Origin of the sequence: Mumia sp., assembly GCF_028803055.1 — a bacterium.
In the GTDB taxonomy this organism is placed as follows: domain Bacteria; phylum Actinomycetota; class Actinomycetes; order Propionibacteriales; family Nocardioidaceae; genus Mumia.
In genome coordinates this window covers 1-11,234 of record NZ_JARBCJ010000109.1, presented here as the reverse complement: position 1 = coordinate 11,234, position 11,234 = coordinate 1, and the positions used below count along the sequence as shown (strand labels likewise).

At 72.4% G+C, this 11,234-nt stretch carries 13 protein-coding genes; 12 read left to right on the top strand and 1 reads right to left on the bottom strand.

Annotated features, from left to right (window positions below; all coding sequences use genetic code 11):
• A partial coding sequence (locus PV363_RS11470; RefSeq protein ID WP_301022382.1) for a hypothetical protein occupies positions 1 to 1,342 on the bottom strand: 1,342 nt, incomplete at its 3' end.
• 134 nt (positions 1,343 to 1,476) lie between these two features.
• On the opposite strand from PV363_RS11470, the gene eccD reads away from it, so the two are divergent.
• From eccD to PV363_RS11410, 12 genes are all read left to right on the top strand, one after another.
• Complete coding sequence (eccD, locus tag PV363_RS11465; RefSeq protein WP_301022381.1) at positions 1,477 to 2,829, top strand: type VII secretion integral membrane protein EccD; 1,353 nt, start codon at positions 1,477 to 1,479, stop codon at positions 2,827 to 2,829.
• A 13-nt stretch (positions 2,830 to 2,842) separates the two neighbouring features.
• Entirely contained in the window at positions 2,843 to 4,030 is a 1,188-nt protein-coding gene (locus tag PV363_RS11460) for a hypothetical protein (RefSeq protein ID WP_301022380.1), read from the top strand.
• Positions 4,027 to 4,452, top strand: a complete 426-nt coding sequence (locus tag PV363_RS11455) for a hypothetical protein (RefSeq protein ID WP_220341614.1) — start codon at positions 4,027 to 4,029, stop codon at positions 4,450 to 4,452. Before PV363_RS11460 ends, PV363_RS11455 begins: the two co-directional genes overlap by 4 nt.
• A 66-nt stretch (positions 4,453 to 4,518) precedes the next feature.
• On the top strand, positions 4,519 to 5,181 hold the full coding sequence (locus tag PV363_RS11450) for an SAF domain-containing protein (protein ID WP_220341615.1): 663 nt from the start codon (positions 4,519 to 4,521) through the stop codon (positions 5,179 to 5,181).
• Between the two features lies 1 nt (position 5,182).
• On the top strand, positions 5,183 to 6,034 hold the full coding sequence (locus tag PV363_RS11445) for a hypothetical protein (RefSeq protein ID WP_301022379.1): 852 nt from the start codon (positions 5,183 to 5,185) through the stop codon (positions 6,032 to 6,034).
• Positions 6,031 to 7,335: an ATPase, T2SS/T4P/T4SS family gene (locus tag PV363_RS11440; RefSeq protein WP_301022378.1), complete on the top strand. Its 1,305-nt coding sequence runs from the start codon at positions 6,031 to 6,033 to the stop codon at positions 7,333 to 7,335. Before PV363_RS11445 ends, PV363_RS11440 begins: the two co-directional genes overlap by 4 nt.
• Positions 7,335 to 8,222: a type II secretion system F family protein gene (locus PV363_RS11435; RefSeq protein ID WP_220341617.1), complete on the top strand. Its 888-nt coding sequence runs from the start codon at positions 7,335 to 7,337 to the stop codon at positions 8,220 to 8,222. Before PV363_RS11440 ends, PV363_RS11435 begins: the two co-directional genes overlap by 1 nt.
• The gene (locus tag PV363_RS11430) at positions 8,219 to 9,115 is read left to right on the top strand and encodes a type II secretion system F family protein (protein WP_220341618.1); all 897 of its coding nucleotides are present in this window, start codon (positions 8,219 to 8,221) and stop codon (positions 9,113 to 9,115) included. The genes PV363_RS11435 and PV363_RS11430 overlap by 4 nt, the downstream gene beginning before the upstream one ends.
• A 26-nt stretch (positions 9,116 to 9,141) precedes the next feature.
• Positions 9,142 to 9,354, top strand: coding sequence for a hypothetical protein (locus PV363_RS11425; protein WP_220341619.1), 213 nt, complete (start codon positions 9,142 to 9,144; stop codon positions 9,352 to 9,354).
• On the top strand, positions 9,351 to 9,794 hold the full coding sequence (locus PV363_RS11420; protein WP_301022383.1) for a TadE/TadG family type IV pilus assembly protein: 444 nt from the start codon (positions 9,351 to 9,353) through the stop codon (positions 9,792 to 9,794). The genes PV363_RS11425 and PV363_RS11420 overlap by 4 nt, the downstream gene beginning before the upstream one ends.
• Positions 9,791 to 10,276, top strand: coding sequence for a TadE family protein (locus tag PV363_RS11415; RefSeq protein ID WP_220345053.1), 486 nt, complete (start codon positions 9,791 to 9,793; stop codon positions 10,274 to 10,276). Before PV363_RS11420 ends, PV363_RS11415 begins: the two co-directional genes overlap by 4 nt.
• A complete protein-coding gene (locus PV363_RS11410) occupies positions 10,273 to 11,049 on the top strand; it encodes a TadE/TadG family type IV pilus assembly protein (protein ID WP_301022377.1) in 777 nt (258 codons plus the stop codon). The genes PV363_RS11415 and PV363_RS11410 overlap by 4 nt, the downstream gene beginning before the upstream one ends.
• The last annotated feature ends 185 nt before the right edge of the window (positions 11,050 to 11,234 follow it).

Genomic DNA, 11,234 nt, shown 5'->3' with positions numbered 1-11,234 from the left:
GCAGGTCACGCAGCGCGCGAGGACGCCAGGTGCGACGGGTGTCGAGGTGTGCGGGGTCGCGGACGCCCAGGATCTCGGCCAGGCCGACCGAGCCCTCGAGCCCGTTCTCCCCGGCCTCGTCGGCGCTGAGCCGCAGGCCGGAGAGCGTGCGAGCGACGGTGCTCTCGGTGCCCTCGTCGAGAAGGTCGGCGCGGAACGGTGACGGGTGGACCGCGGTGACCAGCGAGCCGTCAGGCCCGATCTCGACACGGACGTCGAGCGGTCGCGGCTCGTGGCGAGGCGACGGCAGAAGCGAGACGACGTGGATGCCGAGGGCCTGGAGCGGGATCGCCGGGTCGGGAGACTCCAGGTGACCTCCGCTGCCACCGTCGTGGTCGACGATCACGACGAGGTGCGACCCGACGACACCGGCGCCCCGGCTGCGCTGGTAGCGGTCGAGCCGCTCCTCGAGCTCCGCGCCGAGCAGCTCGGTGAGGGCCGCGACCGACGTCGCCACGCGGCGCGCCGGCACCTCTCCGTCGAACGTCCGGCTGCTCTGCGCGTGCGGGAGCCACTTCACCCAGTCCCACGCGGCAGCGGCGTCCTCGGGACGGACCACCGCCACGTCGAGGTCACCGGGGGCGTGCAGCGTGACCAGCTGGGCGAGCATCGTCCGTGCGACCGCCCGGGCGGCCGCCGGGTGACCGATCATCGCGATCTGACCGTACTGGCGCAGCGGGAGGGTGATCGGCTGCTCCGACAAGGTGGCGTAGCGCTTCTGGAGCTCTTCGGCGGCGTTCAGGCACAGCGGGTCGAACTCGTTCAGCGGGCCGGTGTCGACATCGAGAGCGAGCCCGCTCGACAGGGGGACCTCGCCCGTCCCCAGGCGGACCGAGAGGAAGTCACCGTGCGACGGGCGTCGCTCCCACCGGCGTGCACCGTCACCCGCGAGGCCGATCAGCTCGTCGGGTCGCGGGAACCGCCAGGCCTGCTCCGTGCGCTGGGTCGCGACCCGCTCGCGGACGGCCAGCCGCATCTCCTCGAGATAGTCGAGGTAGCGCTCCCGGGACTCCCGCATCTGCCGCCGTGCGCCGCCGCGCTGACTGACGATCATCACGACGCCGATGGCGATCGAGCCGATGAGGACGAGGAAGCCAGCCACGACCAGGATCGGCCGGTCCTTCTGGGTGAGCGCCATCGTCAACGACCCGGTGCCGCTCATGATCGGCATCATGAGCATCGTCATCCCGGCGGCCGGTGTCGGCGCCTGGGTGCGGTGCGGCGGCTCGTGGATGCTGAGGGGGGCGTCGTCGACGCGCGGAGGCGCGGTGCGTGGGGGCCGTCTGACCAGCGTCGTACTCATCGCCGTCCTCGTGGTCGGAGCAGAGGCGTTGTCCTCGCAAACGATATGCTCCACGGCGTCCACGCCAAGCGGTGGCCGCGCACGCCGCGACCGCCGCGGACCGAGCCACTCGCACAGGGGAGAGGAGTGCGCCGGTGCTCACCGCTTACAGCAGGGTCACGGTCGTCACCGAGGAGAGACGGGTCGACCTCGCGCTGCCGAGCGCCCTGCCGCTCGCCGACGTCGTCGCGCAGGTGATCCGCTACTGCGGCGGCGGTGAGGCGCCGCAGGCCGGCCTCGCACTCGCGCGCGTCGGAGGCTCTCCGCTCGGGCTGGGCCAGACCCTCGAGGAGGCCGGGGTCCTCGACGGGGACGTGCTCGAGCTGCGTCCCCGTTCGAGCGGCGTCGAGCCCGCGTCGGTCGAAGATGTCCGCGATGCCGTGGAGGACGCCACCGAGTCGGCGGGCGGCGCCTGGACGCCGACGACGACGCTGACCTTCTCCGTCGTCACCACCGCCGTCGCTCTCGGCGTCCTCGCCCTGTGGTGCCTCGGCCTGCTGGAGCGGCTGGTGCCCGGCTGGCAGGTGCCCCCCGCCGGTGCGGTCGCCGCGGGAGGCATCGCCAGCGCGGTCGCCCTGGCCGCTCTCTCCGGGTGGGCCGCACGGGCGGCCGCACCGTGGTCGGTACGGCCCGTCCTGGTCGCCGCGCTCGTGTGGGCGTACGTCGGGAGCACCGCCCTCGGCTCGTGGGCGGACTGGAGCGGGTCGCTGACGGTGGTCGTGGCCTTCGCGATGGCCGCCGCGGTCGCGGGTCTCGGGCGCGCGATGACCCCGCTCGCGACGCCGTACCTCGCCTTCGCCGGAGTCCTCCTCGTCGTCGCCGGTGCGTTCGCGCTGACAGACGCCTTCGCGGTGGAGCCGCTCCAGACGCTCCGCGTGGTGGTCGTCGTGGTGCTCCTGGCCGTCGGTGTCGCGCCGAGGGTCTCGCTGTCGGTCGGTGGCCTGGCCAGCGCCGACTACCGGGTTCGGAACGTCGGCACGATGTCGCGGGAGGCCATCCAGGCGCGATACCGAGAGAGCAACGGGCTGCTCGTCGGGTCGCTCGCGGCGATCGCGCTGGTGGCCGGTGTCGGTGGTGCGGTCCTCACCTTCTCTGACGGACGGTGGGACCGCTGGCTCGCCCTCGCCGTCGGGCTGCTCGCCCTGTCGCGCTCGCGGATCTTCTCGCGCGTCGCTCACATGCTGCCCCTGCGGATCGCCGGTCTCGTCGTGCTCGGAGCCCAGCTGGTCCGCGAGGTCGCCGAGGTCGACGCGACCCGCTGGCTCGTCGTCATCGTGCTCGCCCTGGGAGTGGTGGCGGTGGCGGTGGCGTCCGTGCAGATCTCGGGCATCAGCCGCGCCCGTGTCAAGCGGCTGCTCAACCTGGTCGAGCTGCTCCTGGTGATCCAGGCGATCGTGCTGGCCTGCGGGGCGACCGGGCTGTTCGACCGTCTCTCGAGCATGGTCTGAGGAAGGACGAGCGATGACCGACGACCGTCAGCCGCCCGAGGGCGCCGAGCCACGTACCGATCGCGGGCGTCGTTCGGAGGCGCAGGGTGCTGCCGCCGACCTGGCTCGCATGGGCATCGACCCGCGAAGCCTCGGGCTCGACACACCGCAGTCGCAGACGCCCGAGCGTCGCTGGACCCAGGAGTCGGACCATGCCGTGCCCCCGCGTCCGGTGGACGACGCCAACGTGGTGGCACTGCGCCCCGAGTGGGCGACGCAGGCGCGCGGGCACGCCCAGCCCGCACCGCCTGCCGTGCCCCCTTCGGCGACCGTGCCTGGCTCGGTCGAGCACCCCCCGACCGTGGCCCACGAGGTCGTCTCGCGCACCGTCTCACCGGCCCCGGAGCGGGTCGGAGGCCCGTCGTGGGTGCGCGCCGCCGCACGCGGCATCGTCACGTTGGACGGAGCCGCGGCCGCCGATGCCGAGCGCGCCTTGGTCGCGGGGGTCCGGCGCCGGCAGTCGGGCCGACGTCTGGTGGCGTTCCTGTCCGCGCAGGGCGGCGTGGGTACGACGACGGTCGCGAGCGGTGTCGGCGCCGTGCTCGCCGCGCTCCGGGACGACCGTACGGTGCTCGTCGACGTCCAGGCGGGCACTCCGCCGCTGAGCACCCTCCAGGGCGTTCACGACCCGCACACCGTCCGGCGCATCCTTGCTGCCTCCGACGCCGCCACACCGCCGACCGCCCCCGGCGGCCTCGCCGTCGTCGACGGCCCCTCGTGGGACCAGCCGCTCGAACGCGGCGAGCTCGGCGGCCTCGTCGACCGCCTCGTCGCGCAGCACACCTTCCTGCTCGTCGACGCCGGGGACGACCCCACCGACGGGGCGTACGCCGCGGTCGCCCGCTGCGACCGTGCCGTCGTCGTCACCGGGCCGGGGGAGATCGGGCTGCAGGCCCTCGAGGTCGCACTCTCCCGCCTCGACCGGGTCAACCCGGCGGCGGCGCGGTCGGCGGTCGTGGTCGTCGTCTGCCGCGAGGACGGAGACCCCGTCGACGAGGCTCGGCGTGCGGCCGCGGCCGTCGGTGCCGTCGACGGACAGGTGGTCGTCGTCGGGCGCGACGACGCGCTCCGTCACGGCCGCCCCTTCCGAGCCGACCAGGTCACCTCCCAGACCCGGTTCGCCTTGCTGCAGGTGGCCGCGCGGCTCGCAGAGGGACGATGAGCGGCGCCGACCAGGGCGGTACGCCGCCGACGCGCCCGGTCCCGCCGACACCGGGAGCGACGCTCGCCCGGACGCCGAACGCAGAGAAGTACGTCCTCGAGGCCGACGCGCTGCGCCGCAGGCAGCTCCGGTCCGCGCTCCTGCACGGCACACGGCGGACGTGGCGCGAGCACCGCTCCACGTGGCCGGCCGTGCTCGCCGGGGTGATCGTGGTCGCGGTCATCGTCGCCGGGATGGCGGTCACCAGCGCCTACCAGCGCCAGCAGGACATCCAGGAACGTCAGGAGCGCCAGCGCAGCAGTGCTGAGACGCCGTCCGCGTCGGTGCCGACGCCGTCACCGACCGGCAGAGAGCGACCCAGACGGTCGTTAGCGACCCCGAAGACTCCCGAGACCCCCGCCACTGTGGACGGCGAGGGATGACGAACCTCACCGCGTGTAGGTTCATGCCTTGACGTTGACGCTCGGACATCCAGCTGGAGGCCCTCCATGTCCAAGTTGCCGACCGCGGGTGAGACGCGCACCGCTGCGCGCCTCCCTTCCACGCGGGAGCGCCGTCCGGCGCTCGCTGCGCTTGCGGTCATCCTGATCGTCGGCGGAGCCCTCCTCTCGGGCTGGATCGCCATGAGCTCCGGTGACCGTGCCGACTTCCTCAAGGTCCAGGGCGAGGTGGCCCAGGGCCAGCGGCTGACCCTCGACGACCTCGGCACCGTCTCGCTGCCCGAGGGTTTCGACGGCGGCGTGCGTGCCGGAGAACGCGACTCGGTCGTCGGACAGTACGCGACCGCCCGGCTCCTCGACGGCACGGTGCTGTCGCCGGCGATGGTCGCGGAGTCGACCGGCGTCGGCAAGGGCAAGGCACAGTTCCCCATCCAGACGCCGGCCACCCGCTCGCTCACCGAGCTCCGCGGAGGCGCACCGATCGGCCTGTACCTCTCCGGTGCCGACGGAGACCCGCGCGGGATCGCCGCCGAGGTCGTCCAGGTCGGTGAGGTCGACGACGGTGCCCTGTCGTCGAGCCAGGACATCACCGTGCTGGTCAGCGTGGACGCGAGCTGTGGCCCGCGCCTGGCCGGCGCACTGGCCGACGACTCCGTCTATCTCGCGACGGTCGGCGAGGGCGCCGACCTCGACGACACGTGCGGAGGCTGACGTGGCGCTGATCGCCCTCGCCTCCGCCAAGGGTGCGCCCGGTGTGACCACGACGTCGTTGCTGCTGGGAGCGCTGTGGCCACGGCCCGTGGTCGTGGCTGAGTGCGACCCGGCGGGTGGCGACGTCGCCACCCGGATGCCCGCCGCCGACGGCAGCGCACTGGACCCGCAGACCGGGCTGACCAGCCTCGCCGCCGCGGGTCGCCGCTCGCTCTACCCCGAGCTCGTCGACGAGCACACCCAGCAGCTGATCGGCGGGCTCGAGGTGCTGCTCGGCCCACCGTTCCCCGAGCAGGCTGGCGGCCTCCAGGCGACCTGGCCTCAGCTCGGCCCCCTCCTGGCGCGCCGTCCGCGCCACGACGTCGTGGCCGACCTCGGCCGCATCGGGGTGCTGACCCCTCAGAACGCTCTCCTGGCCAGTGCCGATGCCGCGGTCCTCGTCGTCGACACGTCGCCGAGCAGCGTCGTGCACCTGCGCCACCGGCTGCGTCCGGTCTCCGACACGGTTGGCGGCGCGTACGGTGTCCCGGTCCACGTCGCCGTCGTCGCACCGCCGAAGCGGACGCAGACCGTCCGCGAGATCCGTGACGCGCTGGCCGCGACCGGCGTGGAGCTCGCCGGCGTGCACCACCTCGCGTACGACGAGCGGGGCGCCCACCTCTTCCAGGGGCAGACGACCTCCCGGCCCGACAAGCTCGCGCTCGTCCGGTCGGCCGGACCGCTCGTCGCCGAGCTGGCCGCGGCCGTGGCTCACGGCTCACCGGTGGCGGCCGGACCCGTCGACGACCAGGAGCCCGCGTCCCCGGACTCGCACGAGCACGAGCACGGACAGCGGACGGGAGCACACCGGTGATCGACCACACACTCGTCCGCACGTTGCGAGGACAGGTCGCCGACCGCCTCAACGAGCAACGCCGACGCGACCAGGCCGCCGGGCTCGCCACGATGTCGCCCGACGACGAGCGCGAGTACGCACGCTCCCTGATCGTCCAGGTGCTGGAGGACCACGCCCGGTACGAGATCGCCGAGGGGCGCACGCCGATCCCGCCCGACGTCGAGGCCGAGGTCGCGGGAGCCATCCACTCGGCGCTGTTCGGCGTGGGCCGCCTGCAGCCGCTCCTCGACGACCCCCAGGTCGAGAACATCGACATCAACGGGTGCGACACCGTCTTCGTCCAGTACGGCGACGGGCGCGAGGAGCGTTATCCGTCGGTGGCCGAGACCGACGAGGAGCTCGTCGAGCTCGTCCAGGTGCTCGGCGCCCACTCCGGCCTGTCCAGCCGGCCGTTCGACTCCGCGAACCCGCAGCTGGACCTCCGGCTGCCCGACGGTTCCCGACTGTCGGCTGTGATGAACGTCTGCTCGCGGCCGGCGGTGTCGATCCGCAAGGCCCGCATGTCGAAGGTCTTCCTCGACGACCTCGTCGCCAACGGGACGATGTCCGCCGACATCGCCGACTTCCTCAAGGCGGCGGTCGCCGCCCGCAAGAACATCATGATCGCCGGCGCTACGAACGCCGGGAAGACGACCATGCTGCGGGCGCTGGCCAACGAGATCCCGCCGCACGAGCGCATCATCACGGTCGAGAGGGCGCTGGAGGTGGGACTGGGTGAGACGCCCGACCTGCATCCCAACGTGGTCGCGTTCGAGGAGCGTCTGCCCAACTCCGAAGGCCTCGGCAGCGTCTCGATGGCGGAGCTCGTCCGACGCTCGCTGCGCATGAACCCCTCACGCGTCATCGTCGGAGAGGTGCTCGGCGACGAGATCGTCACGATGCTCAACGCCATGAGCCAGGGCAACGACGGCTCCCTCTCGACGATCCACGCCAACTCGTCGGTCGAGGTGTTCAACCGCATCGCCACCTACGCGCTCCAGGCCCGTGAACGTCTCCCGATCGAGGCGACCCACCTGCTGGTCGCGGGTGCGCTCGACTTCGTCGTCTTCATGCGCAAGCACAACGACGCCCACCTCGGCGGGGGACAGGCGCGCGTGGTCGAGAGCATCCGCGAGGTCGTGGGCTTCGACAACCAGGTGCTGTCCTCGGAGGTCTTCGCTCCCGACACCGACGGACGTGGTGTCCCGCACGCGCCGATCTCGTGCGCCGAGGAGCTCGCCTCGTACGGATACCAGCCGTTGGTGCACGGGAGCTGGTGATGGAGGAGCTGCGCGTCCCTCTGGCATTGACGGCCGGTGCTCTGGTGGGCGTCGGCGGGTTGATGCTGGCGTACGCGCTGCGCCGTCGTGCCCCGCGCCCCGCGATGATCCGGCGCAAGTCCTCCGCGCACCGTTCCGAGCGCCAGGTGCGCCTCGCCGTGGGCGGGATCATCGCGTTCGCCCTCACCCTGCTCGTGACCCGCTGGGTGGTGCTGGCGGTCGTGATCGGCGGCGTGGTCGCGCTGTGGGACAGGCTGCTGGGTGGCGGGCGCGCCGAGCGTCAGGCGATCGTGCGAGCCGAGGGGCTCGCCGCGTGGATCGAGGCACTGCGCGACACGATCGCGGGCGCCATCGGTCTCGAGCAGGCGATCCCCGCGACCGCCAAGAACGCCGCGCCCTCCGTCCGTCCCGCACTGAACCTCCTGGTCGACCGGCTGCGCGTCCGCGAGCCGCTCCCGGACGCGTTGATGCGCTTCGCCGATGACCTCGACGACCCCTCGGCCGACGTCGCCGTGGCGGCGCTCGTCCTCAACGCACGGCTGCGCGGGCCGGGTCTGCGCGAGGTCCTGTCGGCGCTCGCCGAGTCGGCCCGCGCCGAGCTCGACGTACGCCGCAGAGTCGAGTCCAGCCGTCGCAGCACGCGCCGGAGCGTCCAGATCGTCGTCGGCGTGATCGTGGTCGTCGCCGGAGCGCTGGTGATCTTCAACGGTGCCTACGTCGAGCCGTACGGCACCTTCGTGGGCCAGATCGTCCTCGCCGTCGTGCTGGCGATGTTCGGTGCGGCCGTGCTCTGGATGCGGCGCTTGTCCGGGGTCGATCAGCCCGAGCGCTTCCTCATCGCGGCCGAGCCGGCCCGCAGACGCGACGGGCAGGTGGTCGCACGATGATGCTCGCGATGCTCGCCGGGGCCGCGGTCGGCGCCGGCATCCTGATCTTCGTCCGCATGGCCGTACGCCCGGTGCCGGGTGTGGCGGCGACGCTGGCGCGGGTCGACGGCGCCAGACGCCGGAGTCGTCCGCGCCGCACGGTCGAGGACGGCAAGAAGCCCGACCTGATCGACCGCTGGCGCGTATCGGTGGGGGAGAGGTTCGAGGACGAGGCCTCGGCCCGCGGCTGGTCGTTCACGCGGACGCGAGCCGATCTCGCCGTCGTCGACCGGCCGTTCGCGCAGCACCTCGGCACCAAGGTCCTGCTCGCGCTGGCGGCGCTGGTGTGGTTCCCGATGATCTTCACGCTGCTGGGCTACGACCCGCTCGGGGTTCCCGCCGTCGTGTCGCTCGCCCTGGCGGCGGGAGCGTTCTTCCTGCCCGACCTGGAGCTGCGGAGGGACGCCGAGAAGCGACGCCGCGACTTCCGTCACGTCACCGGCTCGTTCCTCGACCTCGTCGCCATGAACCTGGCCGGCGGCCGCGGTCTCCCCGAGGCGCTCCTGGCGGCCTCGACGGTCGGTGACCACTGGGCGATGGTCAGGATCCGCGAGGCGATCACCACCGCACGCCTGTCCGGGCGCACCCCCTGGGAGGGCATCGCCCACCTCGGTCAGGAGCTCGGCGTCGAGGAGCTCCGCGACCTCGCGTCCACGTTGGGGTTGGCCGGTGACGAGGGTGCCAGGATCCGTGAGAGTCTTCTCGCGCGGGCGAACAGCATGCGGCGCCGCGAGCTGGCCGACATCGAAGGCGCTGCCGGCGAGAGCTCGCAGTCCATGCTGGTGGCGCAGCTCCTGATGTGCGTCGCCTTCTTGGTCTTCCTGGCTTATCCAGCGGTGTCGAAGCTCGGGTGACGTCGTGCAGCAAGGAAAGGAAACACATGTACTCACAGGTGCTGGCCGCTCAGGTGATGATCTCGCGAGTCCGTGCGCGTGCCGCGCAGATGCGGCGCGAGGGTCGGTCGGAGATCGGAGCCTCCGCGATCGAGTGGGCGATCATCTCGGCGATCGTCGTCGCCGCTGCGCTGCTGATCGGCGTGGCGATCAACAACGTGGTCGACAGCAACATCGACAAGATCAACGAGGGCGGCTGAGCCGTCCCGTCGGGCACGGGCGCCTGAGGCGTGGTGGCCGTGGGGAGCGGGGCGCGAGCGCGGTCGAGTTCGCGATCGTGGCGCCGGTGCTGCTGCTCCTCGTCTTCGCCACCATCCAGATGGGCCTCTACATGTACGCCCGCAACGTCGCCCAGACCGCGGCGCGCGAGGGAGTCTCGTACCTTCGTCTCGCCGGTGACAACCCCAATGCCGCCTCGTACCTCACGGGTGCCGAAGAGCTGAGCGTCGGCTACGCGGGCAAGCTCGGGCGGCTCGACGCGGTGCAGGCCGACGGCTCGATCGACGAGACGACCGGCCGGGTGACGATGGTCGTCCAGGGGGAGGCGGTCCTGCCGCTGGGGGGCCGGGTCACCGTGGTGCAGTCGGCCGACGCCACCCTCGAGCAGTTCCGTGTCGATCCGCGGAGCGTGGCGCCGTGACGATCCGACGGGGGAGCGGTGGTCGTGGCCGCCTGCGTCGCAGTCGTGACGATGGGGGCGCCTCGAGCCTCGAGCTCGTGATCCTCGCGCCGTTCATGATGATGCTGCTGATGCTCATCGTCGCGTTCGCGCGCTATGCGCAGGCCGAGAACCTCGTCGACCAGGCGGCTCGGGACGCGGCCCGCGCGGCCACGGCTCAGAACGATCGCGGGGCGGTCGCGAGCATCGCCGCCACGACGGTCACCTCGACGATGGACGACGCGCCGCAGAGCTGCCGCGACAGCGCGAGTGCGGGCGCGCCGGTGCTCAACGGCAAGGCGTTCACCGTCCCCGACCCCGACGCCGCCGACGAGGTCGCGTCGGTGACCGTGACGGTCACGTGCACGTTGAGCACGGCCGATCTCAGCTTCTTCCCGTTCTGGGAGATCGAGGTTCAGCGCTCGTTCACCAGCCCGCTCGACCGATACCGGGGATACCGATGACGGGCGTCAAGACCTGGGTACGCCGGGTGGCTGCGCGGCGCGACGAGGCGGGGTCGGTGGCCCCGTTCGTCGTCATCGTGAGCGTGGGGCTGCTGCTCCTGGCCGGGATGGTCATCGACGGCGGACGCCAGCTCAACGCCAAGGGCATCGCGATCGCGTACGCCCAGGAGGCCGCCCGCGCCGGTGCCCAGGCCGTCAACGTGGCCGACCCGTCGCTCAACCTGATCAGCTCGGCCGCTCTCTCGGCCGCGCGCAACTACTGCGAGCAGGCGCAGGCAGGAGACCCGACGCTCGTCCGGTGCAGTGCCGCGATCCGCGACGTCACTGTCAACGGCAGCCGGACGAGTGCGGTGGAGGTCGAGACGGAGGTGTCACGCTCGGCGATCATCATCGGGATGATCGGGCGCGAGACGCTCACCGCGAGCGGTGTCGCGCAGGCTCGTCCGGTCTCCGGGATCGACGCACCCGACGATGCGAAGGTCAGCACGCTCGAACCGCCGAGCGTCGCGCCGCCCGGCGGCCCCGGCGATGATGACGAGGACGAGGGCAGGCTGCCGATCTCGTCGTGGTCTCCGCCGTCGCCCTCGCCGATCGAGGAGTGCCGCACCCCGGACCCGGACGAGGACGAGGACGAGAACCCGGAGGCCTCGGAGTCGCCGCCGACCTCGACGCCGGAGGATCCGCCCGACGGCACCGACCCCACGGAGACGCCGACACCGACCCGCACGACGCCGACCTCGACGATCCCCACCTGTCCACCGGCCGAGGGCTGACGCCTGGGGGCGAAGGGTTCACGGGTGAGCCTCCAACCCGATACCGTGCGGTCTTGGTGTCGGATCTCCAGAACAGACGCGGAAGGGTCTCGGGCGTGCATCTGCGATGGATCATGACCGCCGCGGCGGCGGTGCTCCTACTGTCCGCGTGCAGCTCCGAGGACGGCTCGGCCACGGCCGACCCG

Coding starts and splice junctions, on each gene's coding strand:
- PV363_RS11460 (WP_301022380.1), top strand. CDS start 2,843: ATGACCGACGACCGTCAGCCGCCCGAGGGCGCCGAGCCACGTACCGAT.
- PV363_RS11455 (WP_220341614.1), top strand. CDS start 4,027: ATGAGCGGCGCCGACCAGGGCGGTACGCCGCCGACGCGCCCGGTCCCG.
- PV363_RS11450 (WP_220341615.1), top strand. CDS start 4,519: ATGTCCAAGTTGCCGACCGCGGGTGAGACGCGCACCGCTGCGCGCCTC.
- PV363_RS11435 (WP_220341617.1), top strand. CDS start 7,335: ATGGAGGAGCTGCGCGTCCCTCTGGCATTGACGGCCGGTGCTCTGGTG.
- PV363_RS11430 (WP_220341618.1), top strand. CDS start 8,219: ATGATGCTCGCGATGCTCGCCGGGGCCGCGGTCGGCGCCGGCATCCTG.
- PV363_RS11425 (WP_220341619.1), top strand. CDS start 9,142: ATGTACTCACAGGTGCTGGCCGCTCAGGTGATGATCTCGCGAGTCCGT.
- PV363_RS11410 (WP_301022377.1), top strand. CDS start 10,273: ATGACGGGCGTCAAGACCTGGGTACGCCGGGTGGCTGCGCGGCGCGAC.